The organism is Schaalia odontolytica, from assembly GCF_009730335.1.
GTDB lineage: Bacteria > Actinomycetota > Actinomycetes > Actinomycetales > Actinomycetaceae > Pauljensenia > Pauljensenia dentiphila.
This window is the reverse complement of sequence record NZ_CP046315.1, coordinates 180,623-200,343: the sequence shown is the minus strand read 5'-3', so window position 1 is coordinate 200,343 and position 19,721 is coordinate 180,623. Positions and strand designations below refer to the sequence as shown.

The following is a 19,721-nucleotide window of genomic DNA, read 5'->3' as shown; positions in this document are numbered from 1 at the left end:
GCTCACGTCGTCTGTTGACTGGCTACAAATGCCCGGCTACCCTCGTGGAAATGACTCGGGACACCTCCTCATCCGCGCTGGTTAGCGCCTCCGGACGCACCCTGGCGTCGAACTGGTGGCGAGTGGTCGCGATGATCTGGAGCGGCCAGGCGTTTTCCATCATCACCAGCGGCGCGTCGGGATGGGCGATCGTCTGGCACGTCACCACGACCGAAGGATCTGCCCTCAAGCTCGCCATCGTCATGGCCCTCTCTCAGCTGCCCCTCGGCCTTCTGGCACCGCTGGGCGGGGTCGCCGCTGACCGCTATAACCGCCGCACCGTCATGATTATCTCGGACCTGGGGGCGGGTGGTATGTCGCTGGCGCTCGGGGCGCTGGCCTGGCTGGGACACGGGAGCTTCGCCCTCATATGCCTCTTCGCCGCGCTGCGCAGCTGCTTCCAGGCCTTCCACTTCCCCGCGATGAGTGCGGCCATGCCGATGCTGGTCCCCGAGAAGCACCTCATGCGAGTCAACACCCTCGACCAGGCCGTGGGGTCCATCGCCAACATCGGTTCCCCCGCCATCGGCATCGCCCTGTACACCGCCTTCGGGCTTCCCTACACCCTGGGTCTGGAGTTCGTGGGAGCGCTCCTGGCGGTCGCCGGCCTGGCGCTTGCGAGGATTCCCTCCGTCGAGGCCGAGATGCCCCCAACCATCATGGGGCAGATCCGCGAGGGCTGGCGCGCGCTGAGCGCCAACTCGGGCCTCGTCTCCCTCATCGTCGCCCTCACCGCCGGCATGATGGTGTTCGAGGCGCTCGCTGTCGTCTACCCGCTGATGGCGCAGCAGTACTTCGGAGCCGACGGGGCGATGGTGTCCGTCGCCGAGGCGATCACCGGGACGTGCATGCTGGTCGGCGCGGTCATCATGATGGCGTGGGGCGGGGGCAAACGCCTCGCGCTGCTTATCAGCGCGACGACCGTCGTCGTCGGCCTCCCCTTCGCCGCCGTCGGCCTGCTTCCCCGCAGTGGCTTCTGGGCCTTCGTCGCCCTCATGGGATTCGGATGCATCTTCCTGGCGTGGTTCCACGCCCCCCTGATGACCCTCATCCAGCGCCACGTCGGGGAGGATAAGGTCGGTCGCGCGCTCGGGTTCTTCCAGCTGATGCTCGGGCTTGCGATGCCCGTCGGTATGGTCCTGGGCGGTGCCTTCGCCGAGAAGATGGGAGGCCCCGTGCTCTTCACCGCCTCCGGCGTCTTCTTCTGCGTCGTCGGTGTCGTCATGTACGCCATCCCCCGCATCCGCGACCTCGACACCCCCGTGCCCGCCGCTCTTCCTCTCGACGACGAGGACGCGTAGACCCGCGCGCGCCCCTTTCCCCAGAGCCGCAGGTGTGCACGGCCAGCTATACCCTGTCTCTCAAGGGAAGAAGCATCTGCGAGCGGAAGGAAGAATGCGATGCCCGACAGTCTTGATCTGGAGCGCGCCCTCGTTATTGGTGTTGCCTCCAGCGCCCTCTTCGACCTGTCGGAGTCGGACGCCGTATTCCGTAACGAGGGCGAGGAGAAGTACCGTGCCTATCAGTGTGAGCACCTCGACGATGTGTTAGAATCGGGAGTTGCTTTCCCCTTTATTCGGCGCCTCCTGGACCTTAACGACCTCGCCGAGGGCGAGCGTCTGGTTGAAGTCGTCATCCTCTCGCGTAACGACCCCGAGACGGGGCTGCGGGTCATGCGATCGGTCAAGCATCACGGGTTAGACATCACGCGCGCTATCTTCATGCAGGGGCGCGCCCCGTATCGCTTCATGAAGCCGCTGCGCATGTCCCTGTTCCTCTCCGCGAACGAGGATGACGTGCGCGAGGCGATCGATATGGGATTTGCGGCGGGGCACGTCGTTGGCCCAGGAGTAGCCGACGACGGGGGAAACGACCTGCGAATCGCCTTCGACTTCGACGGAGTCCTGGCCGACGATTCCGCCGAGCGAGTGTTCCAGACCGGGGGCCTGGATAAGTATCAGGAGAATGAGAGTGCCCTGGCAGAGGTGCCTATCGACCGCGGGCCGATGGCCGATTTTCTGGAGAGAATCAACAGAATTCAGGGGATCGAGGACTCGAAAAGTGTGGATGATCCGCAGGGGTACCGGCGTCGGGTCCGCGTCGCCGTCGTGACGGCGCGTAGTGCCCCCGCTCACGAGCGTGCGATTAACTCGATTGGGCAGTGGGGCCTGAGCGTCAACGACGCCTTCTTCCTGGGAGGCCTCCCGAAGGGGCCCATGCTGGAGGTGCTACAGCCGCACATTTTCTTCGATGACCAGCGCCGTCAGGTGGAAGGCGCGTCGCTCTCCACCCCGAGCGTCCACATCCCCTTCGGTGAGATCAACAGGGAATAGGCGTTGGGGCCTGTTCTGGCAGTACTTGTTGAGGTGCCAGTGAAGGCGGGGCGGGGGTTGCATGAGCTGCAACGCCCGCCCCGCCTTTGTCTCAGACGTGTTCTTGTGTATAAGCGGTGTCAGTCGTCCAGGTGGGAGATTGCGTAGTCTGCCTCTTCCTGGGTGAATTGTTCACCGTACTCGCTGACGAGTTGCTCACGGATTGCTTCATCGGACATATTGAGTGACTTCTCGTACTCCTTAGCCTTGGCGAGAGCGTTTGCATTCCAGTCGGCTTGGATGTTGTCGATCGCGTACTGGGCTGCCTCGGGAGAGAATCCTTCAGCCTCGCTGATCAGCTGGTCATAGATGCCTTGCTTTGACATGTGGAGTCGCTTCGAGTAGTTTTCTGCGGTCTTCAGCGCCTTGCGGTGTTCGCGCGGAACGTCATCCGTCTTGGGATCGGTCGTCGGTGGTGCTTCGGTCGTCGGAGTGTCCGTCGGCTCGGCGTCGTCCGTGTCGTGGTGGACGAAAAGCGTGACCTTAGCGCCCTTGCTGAGAGTTGCTCCCGCCTTGGGGGTCTGAGAGGTGACGGTCCAGTTCGTCACGTCGAGCACCATCTTCTTGCCCGACTCGTCCTTGAAGGAGATGTCGACCTTGCCGAGTGCTTCGAGCGTTGCGCGGGCCTCGTCGCCGCGCATGCCGACGACGTTGGGCACGGTGATCTCCGCGCTTGATTCTGTTGTCGTGGATGCTGTCGATGGCTCGGCGTCCTTGGTGCTGTTCTTGCTCTTGGGGTTCGTCAGGCTGCCGATGAGGACAAGGCCGACGAGGACCGCGATGGCGATGAACCACCACTTTGTGTAAAACGGCTTGGCTTGAGGGGGTGTCACCTGCTGAAAGGGTGAGTGAGGGGCGCTCGGGGTGGCGTTTGGCGTGTTGTTTCCGAGGCCGTACTGCGGTGTTGGGCTTGTCATCATGACTCCTGTGTCGAGTGGACTTAGTGAGTAAACCTAGTGATGTGAGCCATGTTTGTCAACAATTAATTACTTTAAAATCTTGGACTTGTCAGGTGTCTTGGGGTGCTTCTGGCTGCTGTGTGGTGGGCGATCGCAGCCCGGCGATCGCAGCCCGGCGGTCGCAGATGTGGGCGGGGCCTGGGACACTAGGCACATGAGCTCAACCGCGCGCGACGCCCGCCGCCTCACCCCCGTCGAGGTGGCGACCGCCGGCGCTCTCTCTGGCCTTGCCGTCACCTTCGGCCTTATCGCCACAGTTACCCCGGTCTTTCAGCTCTTCTTCCAGGTAGCCACAGCAGTTCCCCTCGCGATGGTCTCCCTTAAGCTGCGACCACGAGCCGCGGTCGCAGCCTTCGCCTCGACGATCCTCCTCGCCATCGCCGTCGGCGGCGTCGCCACCGCCGGACGCGCGTTCCAGGCCGCCCTCGTCGGCCTCATCATCGGCTTCCTCCACAAGAAACGCGCCTCATGGCTCCCCGTCTCCGGGGTCGCCGCCGGCCTCGGCCTCGTCTGGGGTGTCGGCACCGGCATCGCCTTCTGGATCCTGTCCGACCTGCGCACCCTCGGCCTCGAAAGCATCCAAAAGACCCTCGACGGCTTCCTCAAACTGATCGGGAACATCCCCCACTCCGGCGGCTTTGTCGACGCGGGGCATCAGCTCGGCCAATGGTTCGTCGACTGGTGGTGGATCTGGATCCCCATCACCCGCCTCATCGGCGTCGCCTTCCTGGTCCTCGCCGCCAGGTGGCTCCTCGGAGCCATCCTCAGCCGCATCTCCCTCGACGAAGGCTGGGATCCGCTCCTGGACGCGACCGCCCGCGTCGATGAAGAACCCGCCGCCGAGGCCTCGTCCCCCCTGCCCCTGACCCTCATCGACGTCAGCTTCACCTACCCCGGCGCCGACCACCCCGCGCTGCGCGGCGTCACCTTGAGCTTCGAGCGGCCTGAATTCACGGTCATCGTCGGGCATAACGGCTCGGGCAAGTCCACCCTGGCCCTCCTCCTCGCGGGTGCCGAACCCGGTTCTGGGACGCGCGAGGGCGGCGGCGTCCTTGGGGCTGTCGGTGGGACCGCACTCGTGGGACAGCGCTCTGAACTCCTTGTTCTCGGACAGAGTGTCGCCGAAGATGTCACCTGGGGCATGAACGCCGAGCATATCGCCGGTCTCGACCTCGATGAGCTGCTCGAGCGCGTCGGCCTCGCTGGCCTCGCCGATGCCGACCCGCGCTCTCTGTCCGGCGGGCAGCTTCAGCGCCTCGCGCTCGCGGGTGCCCTCGCGCGCTCCCCGCGCCTGCTCATCTCCGACGAATCCACCGCTATGATCGACCGCGCGGGCCGCGCCGAGATGCTCGACCTCCTCGCCTCCCTGCCCGCGCGCGGCATCGCCGTCGTCCACATCACCCACGACCCCGCCGAAAGCGCGCGCGCCGACCGCGTCGTCACGATCGACGGTGGGCGCATCCTCTCCGACCGCCGCGCGGGGGAGGGGAGCGCCGCCGCGGACGGGCTTCGCATCGACGAGGCCGGGGATCCTCCAGTTTCCCCCGCCCCCGATGCGCCGACTGTGTCTTCTGTGGCGGGCGCGCCCGCCCTCATTAAGGCCGCCCACCTGTGGGCTGACCGTGTCGCCCACACCTACGACCTCGGCACCCCCTGGGAGAAGCCTGTCCTGCGCGACGTCAGCCTGATCCTCGACCCCGGGCAGGCCATGCTCATCACCGGGGACAACGGATCGGGAAAGACGACGCTCTCGCGCGTCCTCACCGGCCTGCTCGTTCCCACCTGGGGTCGCGTAACCCTCGGCGGGCGTCCCATGGAGCGCTGCGTCGGCGAGGTCGCCCTCTCCATGCAGTTCGCGCGCCTCCAGCTTCAGCGCCCCTCCGTGCGCTCCGACATCCTCGCCGCCGCCGGTCATGGGCCGCGCATCGGCACCGGATCTCCACATCGTAAGGGTGCCATCAGCCGCGAGGAAGGCGACCGGCTCGTCGCCGAGGCCATGGAACTCGTCGGCCTCGACCCTGCCCTAGCGACGCGCGGCATCGACGACCTCTCCGGCGGCCAGATGCGTCGCGTCGCACTCGCTGGGCTGCTCTCCTCCCACCCGAGCGTCCTCATCCTCGACGAGCCTATGGCCGGCCTCGACGCGGCCTCGCGTGACCTGCTCATCTCTGTCCTGGATGAGCGCCGGCGCGCGGGCCTGTCCATCCTCGTCATCTCCCATGACCTCGAAGGCATGGACTCCCTGTGCGACAGCCACGGACGCCTCGCAGAGGGGGTGCTCTCATGATGGAACCCCACTCCGCCTGCGGGGCGACCGGCCCCGGTGGTGGCGCCAGCGAGGGTCGATTCTCGAGGACTCCTCCCGGCCTCGGCGAAGGGCCCCCGCGCCCGAAGCCCCGGCGAAGTGCGGGCTTCCCCCTGCCTCGGCCCCTGCCCTGGCCGACGCCACTGTCGCGCGCCTGGCCCGGCACCCTTATCGCCTGCTGGACTGTGCTCACCACGTGCGTGATCCTCTTGCCGCGCTGGTCGACGCTCGCGATCGTGGGGGGCCTCCTCCTCGTTGCCTCGCTGGTCGTCCGTCTCCCCCTCAGCGTCGCCCCGCGTCCGCCCATGTGGTTCGTCTCCGGTTTTATCGGCGGCTGTCTCGGTGCTTGGCTGGGGGATGGCCTCGAGCTCTTCCTGCGTGTCTCCACCCTGGCGCTCGTCGTCCTGTGGGGATCTGGGCTCATCGCTTGGGTGACGCCGACCGCCTCGCTCGCGGCCGCTCTGCGTTTCTTCCTGCGGCCCTTGCGGCTGCTGGGGGCGCCGGTCGATCAGTGGTCGCTCGTCATGGCCTCCGCCCTGCGAGGCCTGCCGATGCTGCGAGATCAGGCGCAGGCGGTGCTCGATACTGCCAAGCTGCGCCTCGGGCAGGACATGGCGACGCTGTCGCTGCGCGGTTCCGCTCGCTTGAGCGTCGACGTCATTACTGCGATCCTGTCGGCCACCTCCCGCGGCGCGGCCGAAACCGGGCGCGCGATGTCTATGCGTGGATCCATTGAGGCTCAGGATGGTGCGACTCGTGGGGCGCGCGTTCGACTCGGATGGGTGGATGCTGCTGTGATCGCTGCGAGCCTGTTGGGTATCGCTGGCATCGTTGCGTGCAGGTTGATGCCGTAGTATGCCGGTCGCATCTTTCGGTGAAATAGTGCGGTTTAATCTAGGTTGTACAGGGTCTTGTGCCCTGGGTCATACAACCCTGATTTGACGCGGGGGGTGTGGTGCCCCTATTCTTTCTGGGTACGCGCGAGTGGCGGAATAGGCAGACGCGCACGGTTCAGGTCCGTGTTCCAGTGATGGAGTGGGGGTTCAACTCCCCCCTCGCGCACGATGAAACCGCAGATCCTTCGGGGTCTGCGGTTTTTGTTTTCCCTGGCTGTTGAGGCTTATAGGTCAGGTTGTGTTGGTTTTTGGGCTGTCTTTCGTTGCTACAAAGCCGAAAGGTGGGGGTTGGACTCGTTGTGACTTGAGTTCTTGGTTGGCCAGGTCGTGTTGGTTTTATCCCGGTTTTTGATTGATATTCCGCGGTAAGGTCGGGGTTTGAATCGGCTTGGATTGGGGGATAGGAAATCCTCGATGCACAATCTGTGGTGGCACGACGCAAAAATGGGGCTCAACTCGAACAGGTAGGCCAAGGTTCCGCTGTTTTGCGTGTAGGGCAGGCCAGTCTCGGCGTAACGATACCCATGCCCGGCATCTCAGTGCGTTTTTAGACTTCGTCACCGGCAAATACACCCTGTCCGATTACGGGCTCAAGGGACGCACCATACGACGGCGTAACGAACCATTTTGGCATCTATGGCCAGTTTGTCCACTGGTTGAGGAGGTTAACCATGTGGTCTTTGTTGACGGAATCTACCTGTCCCACAAGCTGGTGGTTCTTATTGCCTGCACCAAGACCCATGTGCTTGGCTGGTACGTGGCCAAGGGTGAGACCACCCGCGCCCGGCAAGCACTGATGTCTAGGATCGCGCCCCCAGATGTTGTCGTGTGCGATGGTGGGCAAGGCATCGCCAGCGCGGTGAAGACCACCTGGCCTACCACCCGGATCCAACGCTGTGTCTTTCACGCCTATAGCGCGGTCAAGCGTAAGACCACCACCCGTCCACGCACTCAGGCAGGTGTTGATCTCTACAGTCTTGCTCAGGCCTTGCTCGAGGTCACTACCTTTGACCAGGCAGTGGCATGGATGAGCAAACTCGCCACCTGGAACACCACCTACAAGGAGTTCCTAGCCCAGCGCACCCGGCTACCAGACGGACGTTGGGTTGCCACCCATGCCCGGCTGATCCAGGCCAAGAACTCCCTCAACACGCTGGTTAAACAAGGCACGCTGTTTACCTACCTCGATCCCGCCCTTGACCTTGAAGGTGACCCCATTGCCAGGACGTCGAACCTGATTGAGGGCGGGATTAATACCCAACTACGCTGCGTGCTCGTGGCATGAGCCTTAATCACCAGGTCAAGACCGTGTTGTGGTGGTGCTACCTGCACACCGAGTTCCCTGCCACCCCAGCACACATCCTTAAAACCACGATCACCGACCAACAGATCATTGACCAATTCGACAAGGCCAGCCACCGCGCCCAAGCACAAGCCGAGATCGACAGGTGGGGAACCGCAGTTAACTGGACCGACTTCCACCACAGCGGAACCTGGCACGAAACCTACTAAACCGAAACCAACACGTTTTGACCTATAAGCCTTGCTTGTGGTCCCACGGGTGTTCCGGGCGCCGCGTGGGGCCGGGCTGCTTTGTGTGCCCGTGGGCGGCGGCCCGCCCGCTCGCCGTCCGCGCTGCGAGCCTTCGGCTCGGCGTGTCGCCTCGAAGCCCGGCCAGGCCCCGCCACCGCCCACGGGCACCGCAGCCTGGCCCGCCGCTTCCTGGGGGCGTCATGGGGGTCTCGCGTGTTGAGTTTTTGGGGTGCTCGGGTGCGTGTTGTTACAAACGTCGTCAATCCGAGGGCTTTTTCGCTGAAAATGGCGGTATTGGGCGTAGATTGACGATGTTTGTAACAGGGGCTCTCGCGGGGTGATTGGAATCGCGTTGGTTTGACGACATTTGTAACACTGGCCGCCCACTGGTCGCCCGGCCGGGTCCCGCGCCTCGAAGCGTTCCCTATCCTCAGTTTCGCATGCAATTCCCTGACACATGCAGTTCGTCACTTAGTGAAAAGCCCGGAATTTCAACGATTACATTTCAAAGCATGAAGTGTACGTGGGGGAATTGCATGCGAATATGTGCCGATCGGGTCCCACCGCCACCCATGGGTGGCGCCGCCTGGCCCTGTTGACCAGGTGGGCCGGTTGTCTGAAACCGTCATCGCCTTTGCGGGTGCCGGCCGAGCCTCGACTGAAACCGTCGTCGCCTTTGCGGGTGAGAAATGGGTGCTATTGGTGCAGTTTTCGGGTGCAGAGGTGATGGTGGTTTCAATGGTTGCTGTTCAGGGGCGCGCAGTGGTGTTGTCGGTTTCAACGTCGCCATCTTGTCGTGCCTCGTGCGCGAAGAAGTTCGCCCTGCTTGGTCTGGTGGTGGGCGTGAGCGCGAAGAAGTTCGCCCTGCACGCTCAAAACACCCCAAAATTGGCGTTTTTACGCTTGCTGGGCGAACTTTTTCGCGGAAATGCTGCTGAAGGGGCCGTGCGGGGCGAGTTTTTTCGCGCCAATCGGCCCTGCGCCCAGGTCTTGTAGGCGACGTGGTGCACGAGGCTGGCTGCGGTGGGGGTTTTGCAGCATTAGAAGCTGGTTGGCGGCGTGTCGCCGGCGTGTCGTACCTCTAATGACGCCATTTCCCCCGTTTGGTGGCGGCCCGGCCGATCCACCACCAGGTGGGTTAACGTGCGCGTGAACGGGCCCAGGTGGCCACATGTCGGGTTTAGGCCGCCACCCATCGGATTAACGTGCGGATTGGAGGGCCCATGTGCGCGTATCGGGTTAACGTGCGCGTGAAAGGTCCTTCATGTCGGCTCGGTGCCCACTATTGGACACTGGCAGCCTGCCTATCTCGCATCCCACACCCCATATAGTTGAAGATTCAATCGCACCCCATAGGCTGACGTCATGAAATACTTCGGATTCCTGAGCTTCGGTCACTACACGAACGGCCCCCGCCACGGCATCACCGCGGCCCAGTCCCTGCACCAGGCAATCGATCTGTCCGTCGCCGCAGATCAGCTTGGCGTCAACGGCGCCTTCTTCCGCGTCCACCACTTCGCCCCGCAGGCGGCCGCGCCCATGCCGCTTCTCTCCGCCATCGCCTCGCGCACGAAGGCTATCGAGGTTGGAACCGGCGTTATCGACATGCGCTAGCGCATGTCTGAGTTATGGCGTTGGACGGAATACCTATTGCTTGCGGGCACGCGCAGCCCGCAGTCCGTTGGCGATGACGACGACTTCGGCGACCTCGTGCACGAGGACGACCGCTGCCAGGCCGAGCACGCCGGTGATCGCCAGCGGCAGCAGCACAGTGATGATCGCCAAGGACAGCACGATGTTCTGGTTGATGATCCTGCCGCCGCGGCGGGCGTGGCGCAGAGCCTGCGGGATGAGGCCGAGGTCGTGGCCGGTGAAGGCGACGTCGGCGGACTCGATCGCGGCGTCGGAGCCGGTCGCGCCCATCGCGATGCCCACGGTCGCCCCGGCCAGGGCGGGCGCGTCGTTGATGCCGTCGCCGATCATCGCGGTCGGCGACGTCTCCGAGAACCCGGCGACGATGCGAGCCTTATCCTCGGGACGCAGCTCGGCGTGCACGTCGCCGATCCCGGCCAGCTTCGCCAGCGCAGCAGCGGTGCGGGAGTTGTCGCCGGTGAGCATGCTCACCTCGACACCCTGGTCGCGCAGGGTCCGTACGACCTCGGGGACCTCGGGGCGCAGCTCGTCGCGGACGCCGATCGCCCCGGCCAGGAAGCTGTTGACGGTGACGAGCACGCAGGTCTGCCCCTCGGCCTCCAGGTCCTCGACCCGGGCCTTGAGCGGACCGGCGTCGATCCAGCGCGGACTGCCCACCGCCACCCTGCGGCCGTCGACCAGGCCACCGATGCCGTGCCCGGCCTCCTCGGCCACGTCCTGTGCGGCGGGGGTTCCCCGGCCCGCGGCGGCGATGGCGGCGGCGAGTGGGTGCGTCGAGTGCTGCTCCACGGCGGCAGCCCAAGCAAGCACCTGCGCATCGTCGAACCCATGGGCGGCGACGATGGCGGTTACCTCGGGCCGGTTGCGGGTCAGAGTGCCGGTCTTGTCCACGGCCAGGTGCCGGATGCCGCCGAGGCGCTCGAAGGCGGCCCCGCTCTTGATGACGACGCCGAACTTGGTCGCCGCGCCGATCGCGGAGACCACGGTGACGGGCACCGCGATCGCCAGCGCGCAGGGGCTGGCCGCGACGAGGACGACCAGGGCGCGGGTGATCCAGGTCTCCGGGTCGCCGAGCAGGGACCCGAGCACGCCGACGAGGACGGCGAGGACCATCACGCCGGGCACCAGCGGGCGGGCGATCCGGTCAGCGATCCGGGCTCGGTCACCCTTCTCGGCCTGGGCCTGCTCTACCAGTTCCACGATCGTGGTCAGCGAGTTATCGGTGCCCGCGGCGGTCGCCTCGACCTCCAGCACGCCGGCGCTGTTGATCGCGCCCGCCGACACCGCTTCTCCGGGCGCGACCTCGACCGGGATCGATTCACCGGTGATCGCCGAAGTGTCCAGGCTCGACCGGCCCGAGCGGACCAGCCCATCGGTCGCGACCCGCTCGCCAGGGCGGACCAGTAGCACGTCGCCGACGGCGATCTCCCTGGCCGGGACCGAGGCGGAGGTCCCGTCGCGCAGCACGGTCGCGGTCTCCGGCACGAGCTTCAGCAGCGCGCGCAGCCCGCCGCGGGCGCGGTCCATCGCCTTGTCCTCCAGGGCCTCGGCGATCGAGTAGAGGAACGCCAGCGCGGCCGCCTCCTCGACGTAGCCGAGGATCACCGCGCCCACGGCGCTGATCGTCATCAGCAGCGCGATCCCGAGCTTGCGCTTCACAACGAGATTTCGGATCGCACCGGGCACGAACGTGTACGCGCCCAGCAGCAGGCCCGCCCAGAACGCGACCAGCGCCGCGATGTGCAGCCCCGACCACTCCAGCGCCAGGCCGGTGCCGAACGCGACGCCGGAGAGGATCGGCACGACCAGGCCGGGATCACGCCACCACGGGCGCTCTGCCTCCTCTGCCTTGTCCGCGGGGCTGGTCGTCGGCTCGTCGCAGCCGCAGGCGGCGCTCACGAGGCGTCCCCCGAACTGCTCGCGGCGCAGCAGCTCGGAACCGAGCAGGCCGGGTCGATGCACGGCGCGCTCTCGTCCACGGCGAGGGTCACATCGACCAGTGCCGTCAGCGCCGCGGCCAGGTGCGGGTCGGCGATCTCGTAGCGAGTCTGGCGGCCCTCGGGCTCGGCGACCACGATCCCGCAGTCGCGCAGGCAGGTCAGGTGGTTGGACACGTTCGAGCGGGTCAGCCCCAGCTCGCGCGAGAGCACCGCGGGGTGGCTCGGGCTGTCGAGCAGGGACATCAGGATGCGGGAGCGCGTCGGGTCGGCCATGGCCCGGCCGAGCCGGTTCATGACGTCAAGACGCGAAGCAATGGTCAGCATGCACTGAACTATACAGCAGCCGCTGACCTAATGTCCAGTTGTCGCGGCTGACGCACGCGCTGCGCGCGCTTGCCCTCGTGAGGCGTGATCACCTCTTGTGCCAGCGGGGCCACTTCGGCATCCCGCGGCCCTTCCAGGTCTCCATGAGACCCGAAACCCAGCGGACGGACGCGAAGAGCCTGTAGCTGGCCCCGGCGAGGCCAGCGCCGACCACGAGCCACCGGCCGATGCCGAGCCACACGCTCCCGTCCACGTCCAGCGCTCACTGAACACCCGTGATGAGCCCGGCGATGCCCATCCAGAGACCGGCGACGACCACGGCCACCGGCAGGAGAACGAGGCATATCGCGGCGGCGGCGGACCAGAGCTGTCGTGCCTCCAGCTTCGCCGTCGCGGCGATGATCCGCTCCGCCCGCGCGTTCGAGGCGTCGAGGCTCGCGGTCATCGTGGCCGAAGCCTCCCCGGCGACCTGCTCGACAGCCTTCTCGACCCGTTCCTCGGTGCGCTTCTCTATCCGCTGGACCGCGCCGCCGACCTGGCTCACGAGCTTCTGGTTCGCTGTGACCTGCGCCTTCAGACCCTCAATCGCCGAGGCTGTAGCCGTGCGATTCTTCTGCGCCTCCGCGACCAAGCTCCGCGACGCGGCGTTCAAGCTCTCGCTGTTAAGACTCTGCGCGAACTCGCCGAGCGTGCTCGCGATCTCGTTCTGCCTGCTCTCGATACTCGCGATCCTCGCGGACACGTCGCTGGAGGGCGAGGAGGTTGACGCCGGGGCCGTGATCCGCTCCAGCCGCCTCGTCGTCTCCTCGTCCATGACCTTCACGAACCCCGCGAGCTTCTTCTGCTGTTCGGTCAGCGTGGCGATCCTCGTGTTCTGCGCCTCGACGGCGGCGAGGATCGAGGTCAACAGCTCCATCGTCTCCGGACTGCCGAGCTGCTGCTGCGACTGCTCGGGCTCGTTCTGCTGCTTCAGCCTGTCGAGCGCGGATGCGCGGGGAACGTCGATAACGACAGACATCCGAAGTCCTCAGACATGAGTATCTTCCGGTTCCCCGCCACGGTACTTGGGCTGCTTGACCGGCTACTCATCCGGGAGCAGAACCCCGCGCTTCTAAGTCGCGGCCCCGGTGGGATCTTCTTGTCTGCAACCATTCTCCCACGAGTCGTCTCACCATTGCAATGACGAGTCGGCTCATGAGTCAGTCGCGACGCTGCTCTATCCGAATCAGGTCGGGGTCGAATTTCACGTGACCGGGCGTGATGGGCTCGATGGTCACCGTCACCAGCTCGTCCACGAGCATCCGGCGGCGGTCCACGTCCAACACCTTCCATTTCGCCTCGACCACCTCGCGGCGCTCCGCGGTGCCGACCGGCTCCTCGACGTCCGCGAGCAGCTTCGCCGCCGCCGACACCGAACGGTCGAGCAGCTCCGCGTCGATCTCGTCGATGCGGGCCTTCACGTCGTTGATCGCTGCCGTTATCTCCAGGACCGGATGATGGATGTCGCGCAGCAGCGGGCTCAGCTCCTTCACCCGATCGACCAGGGCGTTCCGCTCCGTCAGCAGCTCCTCGCGATCCGGCCCATCGTCCTCCTGTGGCATCACGAGGTCGTGCACGTCCACCGAGGACAGACGCGTGAGCACCGCCTCGGTGACCATCGCATCGACGGGCTCGCGCTGGTGGGTGAGATGGAACTGCTCGCCGCAGCGGTACGTCGGCTGCTTGCGGCTGTTCGTCCCCGAGACGAGCGTCGCGCCGCACTTCCCGCACAGCCCGATCGTGGACAGGAGATACTTCGGCTGGTTCCCCTGCCTCGCCGACCTCCGCACGTTGTACTCCAGCTTCGCCACCGCGGCCCGCCACGTCTGCTCGCCGACGATGGGCGGGAACGCCTCGCCCTGAACCGGGTACAGCTCACCCGACGCGTAGTGCTTGATGTAGCCACAGTGAAGCGGGTTCGCGAGCAGGTAGCGCACAGCATCGACGGAGAACTCCGACCCATGTGCGGTGAAGTGACCGGCGCTGTTCAGGTCCGTGTTCCAGTGATGGAGTGGGGGTTCAACTCCCCCCTCGCGCACGATGAAACCGCAGATCCTTTGAGGATCTGCGGTTTTTGTTGCGTGCGTGGTGATGGCGTGTGCGGTCAGACAACATGCTCCCCGAAGGGGTGGTGGTGGGGCGCCTTGGCTGGCACGGCTAGTGTTTTGGAGGTGAGCGCTGCACCCTTTAGGGGGCGCTGCACCCGATCAGAAGGGGTGTTATGCATACTGATCGGGTGTAGCGCCCGTGTGAACAGGGTAATCACGGGCCTGTGTGCCGTTTGACGCGCGTAAAGCGAGGGGGTGGCGCCCAGGCGCTCCGCTCCTATCTCGCACCCCACACTCGATATAGTTGAACATTCAACCGATATGGCGTAGGGTGACGTCATGAAATACTTCGGATTCCTGAGCTTCGGCCACTACTCGAACGGTGGCCGCCACGGCATCACTGCCGCCGAGTCCCTTCACCAGGCGATCGACCTGTCTGTCGCCGCAGATGAGCTTGGCGTCAACGGCGCCTTCTTCCGCGTCCACCACTTCGCCGCGCAGGCGGCCGCGCCCATGCCGCTCCTCTCCGCCATCGCCTCGCGCACGAAGGCCATCGAGGTGGGCACGGGTGTCATCGACATGCGCTACGAGAATCCCCTCTACCTCGCCGAGGAGGCCGCCGCCCTGGACCTGATCGCAGACGGCCGCACCGCCCTCGGCGTCTCCCGTGGTGCCCCCGAAATCGCCAACAAGGGATGGGAATCCTTCGGCTACCGCTCCGAAGAGCGAAATGGCGCCGACCTCGCCCGCGCCCACTACGAGCGCTTCCTCGACGCCATCGACGGAAAGCCGATGGCCGAGGCCGCGCCCTTGCGCGAGCAGTACCCGACGCAGATGAACCCGGGCACGCCCCTGCCGGTTCTCCCGCACTCGCCCGGCCTGCGATCCCGGATTTGGTACGGCGCGGGATCCAACGCCTCGGCGATTCAGGCGGCCCGCGACGGCATCAACCTCATGAGCTCGACCCTGGTCTTCGAGCATGGGGACAAGCCTTTCGGTGACATCCAGGCCGAGCAGCTGCGCGCCTACCGTCAGGCGTGGGCGCAGGCTGGCCATGGCTGGACGCCGCGCGTGTCCGTGTCGCGCTCGATCTTCCCGCTCCTGTCCGAGCGCGACCGCGGCCTGTACGGCCTGAGTGCCTCGGGAGACCAGGTCGGACACCTCGACTCGAGCATTGCGACCTTCGGGCGCACGTATGCGGCCGCCCCCTCGACGCTCATCAAGCAGCTGAGCCAGGACCGCGCCCTCGCGGAGGCCGACACCCTCCTCCTGACGATCCCCAACCAGCTCGGATTCGAGGAAAATTGGTCGATCATCCGCAACTTCGCGGAGTATGTGGCCCCCGCGCTCGGGTGGGAGCCGGCGCGTCCGGGCGTCCTCCCGACGGGCTACGAGATCGACGAGGCCGTGGCCGAGTAGGGGGTCATGCGAGGATCGACTGACTGGGTGAGCGTCAAGCTGGGGTGGGGTATTGGAAAGCCCCGCCCCGGTTTCACATTTTGTGTGTGCTGGCATACACTGGTTGGACATTATCCACGCAAGACGATGAGGTCTTCCCATAATGGCTCGACGCTCCAGGGGCGCGGTGTCAATCAATCCGCGCTCCGCCCAGAACATGTCCACGCGACCTGCAGACTTCTCCAAGAAGAAAGCGGCGTTCAACCCGGTCAAGGCCCTGGGTGCCCTGGGCGCGCTGGCATCCATCACCACCTGCCTCGTGATCCAGCTCCCCGGCCTGGATGTGGCCGGTACACGCATGTTCGGCATCTTCCTGGCAGCGATTCTGCTGTGGGTGACGGAGGCGGTGCCGCTCGCGGGCACGGCCGTCCTCGTTATTTTCCTGGAGGTCCTGTTCATTTCGGACCATGCGCTGCTGAGTGTGGGTGAGGGTGCCCCGGCCTACACGAAGTTCTTTGGTGCCCTGGCTAACCCGGTCATCATCCTGTTCCTGGGCGGCTTCATGGTGGCCGACGGCGCTGCCAAGTACAAGCTCGACCGCGCCCTGTCGGCGGTCCTCCTGCGGCCTTTCATCGGCAAACCTCGCCTGACGGTCCTGGGCGTCATGCTGATCACCGCCATCATGAGCATGTTCATGTCCAACACCGCGACGACGGCAACCATGTTCGCCGTCATGATGCCCGTCATCATGGCCCTGCCCGAAGGGAAGGCACGCACGGGCATCGCCCTGTCCATCCCGGTGGCCGCGAACGTGGGGGGCATGGGAACACCGGTGGGTACGCCTCCCAACGCCATCGCGCTGGGGGCGCTGGAGAACGCGGGGGTGAGCGTAACCTTCCTGCAGTGGATGCTCGCGGCCGTCCCCCTCATGCTGGTGCTCCTGGCCCTGTCGTGGGCGTTCATCGCGTGGCGCTACATCCCCGCCGACGCGAGCTTCGACATCGACACGTCGGCTCGCTTCGAGAAGTCACGCAACGCGATGATCTTCTACGCGGTCGCGGGCGCGACGATCCTGCTGTGGATGACCGAGTCGCTCCACCACATCTCCTCCAACGTCGTCGGCTTCCTGCCGGTCGTGATCCTTTTGATGACGAAGGTCATGAGCGGGGACGACCTGCGTGCCCTGGACTGGCCCGTCCTGTGGCTCGTTGCGGGCGGCATCGCCCTCGGATCTGGGGTGGCTGCGACCGGCCTCGATAAGTGGATGCTCGGCGCCATCCAGTGGGCGTCGATCCCGGGAGCCCTGCTGATCCTCGTGCTCGCGCTCATCGGGTGGGTGACCTCGAACGTCATCTCGCACTCCGCCTCGGCGAACCTCCTCATCCCCATGGGCATGGGCCTGGCGATGAGCGTGTCAACCAGCGCAGCCGAGATCGCCATCGTCATTGCGCTGGGCTGCTCCCTGGGCATGTGCCTGCCCATCTCGACCCCGCCGAACGCGATCGCCTACTCGACCGGAACCACGCCGACGCGAGAGATGGTGGTCGTCGGCGTCGTGGTGGGCCTCGTGGGCATCATCCTCCTGGCGTTCGTCGCGCCGCTCACGTGGGGTGCGATCGGGGTGATGTGACGTGTCCATCGACGAGGCCGTGGCCGGCTCGGGCGCGCAGGCGCAGCCCAGGCCGGGGCTGGCCCACGGGTGGACGCGGGGACCCACGGCCGAGGACGCGTCGGTGCTCGCCCGCACGGACGTGCGCAGCGGCGGGCACCGCGCGGGATACCCCATTCACCTGCTGGTCGTCGGCGACGACTCGCGTTCGATAGCGGCACCGGTCACCCGGGACTTGGCGAACGCGTTCCCCGGGCTGTGCCTCGATCGCGTGGACGGCATCGGCGACCTGGCGGAGTACGGCGCGAGCCTGCGTGCCGGGGACCACGTCCTCATGGGCCTGGTGACCTCCGAGGTGGGCGACATTGACGAGCTGATCGACCGCGCAGCGACGATCCCGGCGCTGCGCGGCATGCAGTGGGTGGTCGTCACGGACGCCGCCGAGCACAGGGACCTCACCCGGTGCATGCAGTCGGGCGCCCTGTCCTCGGTGCTGAAGTCCCCGTGGACGTTGCCGCTGCTGGCAGGCCAGGCGTACTCGACGATGGTGCGCTACCTGCAGGGGTGCGGCTATTCGGATAGGCAGATCCGCTCGCTCATCGCTGATCCGCCGCCTTTCGCCGTGCAGGGCCCGCTCTTGGAGGGGCTCGACCGAGACGAGCGAGAGGTGGTCATGGAGCTCCTTGCCGGCGTCGAGCGAGTGCTCGGCCAGAGGCCTCGGCTGATTGTCCCCGAGGGGACGCAGCTGGTGACCCAGGGCGAGCCGGTGGGCGCCGTCTACCTGGTCCTTGATGGCCAAGTGTCCCTGCACAGGGATTCGCCGCAGGGCGAGGTCCTGGCGCACCTGGCCTCGTCGGGACCTCTCATCGGCCTCGTGTCGCTGGCCCGCGCCGAGGACGCGTTCTTCACGGGCGAGACGGCGACCGAGGCGACGCTCGTGCGCTTGACGACCGAGCAGCTCCAGATCGTCATTTCCGAGGACCCGTCGATCGGCGCGACGCTGACCGCGCTCGCGATCCGCTCGCTGACGCGTCGCCTCATGCGCGCCGAGGACCTCCACCTGGAGAATGCGATGCTTGCCGAGGACCTTGAGGCCCAGAAGGAGGCCCTCGCGGCCACGCTCGAGGACCTGCGCGCTACCCGCGCCGAGCTGGTTGAACGCGCGCGCTTCGCAATGCTCGGCGAGCTGAGCGCCGGCATCGCCCATGAGCTTAACAACCCGGTGACCGCCCTCGTGCGCGCCGCCAAGCATCTGTACGAGGACGTCGACGCGGCGCTCGCGGCCCCGGCCACGGCCTCGTCGAGGGAAGCGATGGCCCGGGCGCTGACCGCACCCCCGTGCTCCACGTCGGTTGAGCGCGCCCTCATGAAGGAGCTCCTGCCCGTCGTCGGCGACCGCACGCTCGCCCGGCGCCTCGTGCGCGCGGGGATTCAGGGGGCGGAGGGTGCGCGTGCGCTCGCGCAGATCCCGGGAGGTATCGACGCGTACGAAGCCGGGGCGCGTCTGGGCGGGTCCCTGCGCTCGGTGCTCGCCGCGGGTGACCGCGTCATCGAGCTGACCCAGTCCCTCAAGGGATATGCGCGCCCGGACGCTGAGGACCTCAAGCCCGTGGACGTGCGTGAAGGCATCGACGATGTTCTGCGGCTCACCGCTCACAGGGTCCGAGGCATCCGCATCGACTGTGACTATGAGGATGTGCCGGCCGTGCGCGCGCACCCCGCGAAGCTGCAGCAGGTGTGGACGAACCTCATCGTCAACGCCGCCGAGGCCATCGAAGATGAGACAGCCGATCTGGTTGCGGCCGCCGAGGCATCGGGCGGCGTGCCCGAGCTGCCTGCCCGCGGCGAGGCCGAGGCCATCATCCGCATCACCGTGCGTCCCACGCCCGAGGGCGTGAGCATCAACATCCAGGACAACGGTCCGGGCATCGACCCGGGAATCGTCGACAAGATCATGGAGCCGCACTTCACCACCAAGGCGGGGCGCGTCCGATTCGGGCTGGGCATGGGCATGTCCATCGTCCGATCCATTATCGCCGATCATGGGGGTACCCTCACGATCGACTCTCACCCGGGATCCACGATCATGCGGATCTCGTTGCCCGCCCAACCACACGAGGAGGAATCATGACCCTGACAATCCTGTCCCTTGAGGACGAAGCGGACGTGCGCGACGCGCTCGAGCGTGATCTTGAACAGTTCTGGGACAAGATCCGGCTCGAAGTCGCCGAGGACGTTGACGACGCATGGACCGTCATTGACGAGATCGTCGAGGACGGGGACGAGTTGGCGCTGGTCCTGTCCGACCATCGCCTGCCCGGAAAGTCGGGCGTTGACTTCCTCGTGGAGCTCATGAAGGATGAGCGTTTCGGCGCGACCCGCACGGTGCTGGTCACCGGCCAGGCGGACCAGTCCGACACGATCCGCGCCGTGAACCAGGCGGGCCTGGATTACTACATCGGCAAGCCGTGGAATCCCGAGGAGCTGCAAACGGTCGTGCGCGACCAGCTCACGGAGTACGTGCTTGAGTCCGGCGTGAACCCCCTGCCCTACGTGAGCGTGCTCGACGGCGTGCGCATCATGGAGGCGATCCGCTAAACCCCACA

The 19,721-nt window shown here is 66.0% G+C and carries 13 protein-coding genes, 1 tRNA gene and 3 pseudogenes; 12 read left to right on the top strand and 5 right to left on the bottom strand.

Annotated features, from left to right (window positions below; translation table 11 throughout):
* Nucleotides 1-50: 50 nt before the first annotated feature.
* Together FOC40_RS00930 and FOC40_RS00925 are read left to right on the top strand one after the other, a co-directional pair.
* A complete protein-coding gene (locus FOC40_RS00930; protein WP_231126035.1) occupies nucleotides 51-1,340 on the top strand; it encodes an MFS transporter in 1,290 nt (429 codons plus the stop codon).
* 99 nt (nucleotides 1,341-1,439) lie between these two features.
* Nucleotides 1,440-2,372 carry a 5'-nucleotidase gene (locus tag FOC40_RS00925; RefSeq protein ID WP_003797090.1) on the top strand — a complete coding sequence of 311 codons (933 nt, stop codon included), beginning with the start codon at nucleotides 1,440-1,442 and terminating at the stop codon, nucleotides 2,370-2,372.
* 119 nt (nucleotides 2,373-2,491) lie between these two features.
* Here the strand turns inward: FOC40_RS00925 and FOC40_RS00920 are convergent, their stop codons facing one another.
* The gene (locus tag FOC40_RS00920) at nucleotides 2,492-3,244 is read right to left on the bottom strand and encodes an Ltp family lipoprotein (RefSeq protein WP_231126034.1); all 753 of its coding nucleotides are present in this window, start codon (nucleotides 3,242-3,244) and stop codon (nucleotides 2,492-2,494) included.
* 280 nt (nucleotides 3,245-3,524) lie between these two features.
* On the opposite strand from FOC40_RS00920, the gene FOC40_RS00915 reads away from it, so the two are divergent.
* From FOC40_RS00915 to FOC40_RS00890, 6 genes and pseudogenes are all read left to right on the top strand, one after another.
* Nucleotides 3,525-5,657 carry a DUF2232 domain-containing protein gene (locus tag FOC40_RS00915; protein WP_003797083.1) on the top strand — a complete coding sequence of 711 codons (2,133 nt, stop codon included), beginning with the start codon at nucleotides 3,525-3,527 and terminating at the stop codon, nucleotides 5,655-5,657.
* Nucleotides 5,654-6,529 (top strand): energy-coupling factor transporter transmembrane component T family protein, encoded by an 876-nt coding sequence (locus tag FOC40_RS00910; RefSeq protein WP_196773356.1) that lies wholly within the window; start codon nucleotides 5,654-5,656, stop codon nucleotides 6,527-6,529. The genes FOC40_RS00915 and FOC40_RS00910 overlap by 4 nt, the downstream gene beginning before the upstream one ends.
* 124 nt (nucleotides 6,530-6,653) lie before the next feature.
* Nucleotides 6,654-6,737 (top strand) — tRNA-Leu (locus FOC40_RS00905).
* A gap of 234 nt (nucleotides 6,738-6,971) precedes the next feature.
* A pseudogene (locus FOC40_RS00900) lies at nucleotides 6,972-8,083 on the top strand (IS1249 family transposase).
* A 633-nt stretch (nucleotides 8,084-8,716) separates the two neighbouring features.
* Entirely contained in the window at nucleotides 8,717-9,100 is a 384-nt protein-coding gene (locus FOC40_RS00895) for a hypothetical protein (protein ID WP_155844089.1), read from the top strand.
* 369 nt (nucleotides 9,101-9,469) lie between these two features.
* Nucleotides 9,470-9,715 (top strand): annotated as a pseudogene (locus tag FOC40_RS00890) (LLM class flavin-dependent oxidoreductase); the annotation flags it as partial.
* 36 nt (nucleotides 9,716-9,751) lie between these two features.
* Here the strand turns inward: FOC40_RS00890 and FOC40_RS00885 are convergent.
* The 4 genes and pseudogenes from FOC40_RS00885 to FOC40_RS00870 all read right to left on the bottom strand — a co-directional run bounded on the left by FOC40_RS00885 (nucleotide 9,752) and on the right by FOC40_RS00870 (nucleotide 13,997).
* The gene (locus tag FOC40_RS00885) at nucleotides 9,752-11,656 is read right to left on the bottom strand and encodes a heavy metal translocating P-type ATPase (RefSeq protein ID WP_003797070.1); all 1,905 of its coding nucleotides are present in this window, start codon (nucleotides 11,654-11,656) and stop codon (nucleotides 9,752-9,754) included.
* Nucleotides 11,653-12,021: a Cd(II)/Pb(II)-sensing metalloregulatory transcriptional regulator CmtR gene (gene cmtR, locus FOC40_RS00880; protein WP_003791506.1), complete on the bottom strand. Its 369-nt coding sequence runs from the start codon at nucleotides 12,019-12,021 to the stop codon at nucleotides 11,653-11,655. The genes FOC40_RS00885 and cmtR overlap by 4 nt, the downstream gene beginning before the upstream one ends.
* Before the next feature lie 88 nt (nucleotides 12,022-12,109).
* Nucleotides 12,110-12,565 (bottom strand): annotated as a pseudogene (locus FOC40_RS10810) (hypothetical protein).
* Between the two features lie 655 nt (nucleotides 12,566-13,220).
* Nucleotides 13,221-13,997 carry a zinc ribbon domain-containing protein gene (locus FOC40_RS00870; protein WP_231126033.1) on the bottom strand — a complete coding sequence of 259 codons (777 nt, stop codon included), beginning with the start codon at nucleotides 13,995-13,997 and terminating at the stop codon, nucleotides 13,221-13,223.
* Between the two features lie 450 nt (nucleotides 13,998-14,447).
* Here FOC40_RS00870 and FOC40_RS00865 point away from each other — a divergent pair, with 450 nt between their 5' ends.
* From FOC40_RS00865 to FOC40_RS00850, 4 genes are all read left to right on the top strand, one after another.
* The gene (locus tag FOC40_RS00865) at nucleotides 14,448-15,527 is read left to right on the top strand and encodes an LLM class flavin-dependent oxidoreductase (protein WP_003797063.1); all 1,080 of its coding nucleotides are present in this window, start codon (nucleotides 14,448-14,450) and stop codon (nucleotides 15,525-15,527) included.
* A gap of 196 nt (nucleotides 15,528-15,723) precedes the next feature.
* A complete protein-coding gene (locus FOC40_RS00860; RefSeq protein ID WP_003797061.1) occupies nucleotides 15,724-17,136 on the top strand; it encodes an SLC13 family permease in 1,413 nt (470 codons plus the stop codon).
* Nucleotide 17,137: 1 nt separating this feature from the next.
* Nucleotides 17,138-19,246, top strand: a complete 2,109-nt coding sequence (locus FOC40_RS00855) for a sensor histidine kinase (protein ID WP_003797059.1) — start codon at nucleotides 17,138-17,140, stop codon at nucleotides 19,244-19,246.
* Nucleotides 19,243-19,713: a response regulator gene (locus FOC40_RS00850; RefSeq protein WP_003797057.1), complete on the top strand. Its 471-nt coding sequence runs from the start codon at nucleotides 19,243-19,245 to the stop codon at nucleotides 19,711-19,713. Before FOC40_RS00855 ends, FOC40_RS00850 begins: the two co-directional genes overlap by 4 nt.
* Nucleotides 19,714-19,721 lie beyond the last annotated feature (8 nt).

Coding starts and splice junctions, on each gene's coding strand:
- cmtR (WP_003791506.1), bottom strand. CDS start 12,021: ATGCTGACCATTGCTTCGCGTCTTGACGTCATGAACCGGCTCGGCCGG.
- FOC40_RS00865 (WP_003797063.1), top strand. CDS start 14,448: ATGAAATACTTCGGATTCCTGAGCTTCGGCCACTACTCGAACGGTGGC.
- FOC40_RS00925 (WP_003797090.1), top strand. CDS start 1,440: ATGCCCGACAGTCTTGATCTGGAGCGCGCCCTCGTTATTGGTGTTGCC.
- FOC40_RS00930 (WP_231126035.1), top strand. CDS start 51: ATGACTCGGGACACCTCCTCATCCGCGCTGGTTAGCGCCTCCGGACGC.
- FOC40_RS00915 (WP_003797083.1), top strand. CDS start 3,525: ATGAGCTCAACCGCGCGCGACGCCCGCCGCCTCACCCCCGTCGAGGTG.
- FOC40_RS00910 (WP_196773356.1), top strand. CDS start 5,654: ATGATGGAACCCCACTCCGCCTGCGGGGCGACCGGCCCCGGTGGTGGC.
- FOC40_RS00850 (WP_003797057.1), top strand. CDS start 19,243: ATGACCCTGACAATCCTGTCCCTTGAGGACGAAGCGGACGTGCGCGAC.
- FOC40_RS00860 (WP_003797061.1), top strand. CDS start 15,724: ATGTCCACGCGACCTGCAGACTTCTCCAAGAAGAAAGCGGCGTTCAAC.